This window comes from Pectobacterium fontis, assembly GCF_000803215.1.
GTDB lineage: Bacteria > Pseudomonadota > Gammaproteobacteria > Enterobacterales > Enterobacteriaceae > Pectobacterium > Pectobacterium fontis.
This window is the reverse complement of record NZ_JSXC01000081.1, coordinates 1-723: the sequence shown is the minus strand read 5'-3', so window position 1 is coordinate 723 and position 723 is coordinate 1. Positions and strand designations below refer to the sequence as shown.

Below are 723 nucleotides of genomic sequence, written 5' to 3'. Positions count from 1 at the left end.
CACCATCGATTCCAGAGACGTCACAACGTCTTCCAGAGCTATTGTGGATTTCAACGTGCCCAGTCGATTTTCTACACGCCGTTTATCATTAAGCAGGCTATCCCTGTGCTGCAATAATGCCCTGAGCTTCCTTATTTCTTGCGACGGCGGAGCCCAACTATCCGGTTGTTTTAAACAGCCATAGCTTGCCAGCACATAAGCATCAACGCTGTCTGTTTTGGTCAATATCCCCATTCCTTTGGCAAATTCACGCACTCGATGAGGATTGGCCACCGATACAAGAATACCGGCCACATGGAGACCATAAGCGAGGTGTTCGTGATAAACCCCTGTGGCTTCCATGATGATATGAGCCTGACTCGGGTCACATTTTTGCAGGATTAACCATTGAGCCAAAGCTTGTGCTGAGTTGGGGTCATTGGGTAACACTTTCGTCTTCCGTTTACCTTTAATGCCATCAACCAATAAGCACACATCGATAAAACGTTTACTGATATCAATGCCGACGTAATACATAATGTCCCCCTTTCACTGAAGCCGTCACGCCCGTTCCGCTTGTACATTCAGAGTCAGTGCTCTAGGTAACCGTTCAATGTTAATGCTGGCGTGAAAGGTGAAACAGAGGGCTTAAACTCAATCGCAAGGTTGATAGCCTTAGCGCGCCTTTGAAGCTCACTCTGTTTCATGTAGTGATAGCTAATCACTACATGAGAAAGATACAAG

General features: G+C 46.5%; 1 protein-coding gene. It reads right to left on the bottom strand.

What is annotated here, in order from left to right; genetic code table 11:
* The coding region (locus OI69_RS18630) for an IS110 family transposase (RefSeq protein ID WP_039354142.1) at window positions 1-516 on the bottom strand (516 nt) is incomplete at its 3' end.
* Between the last annotated feature and the right edge of the window lie 207 nt (window positions 517-723).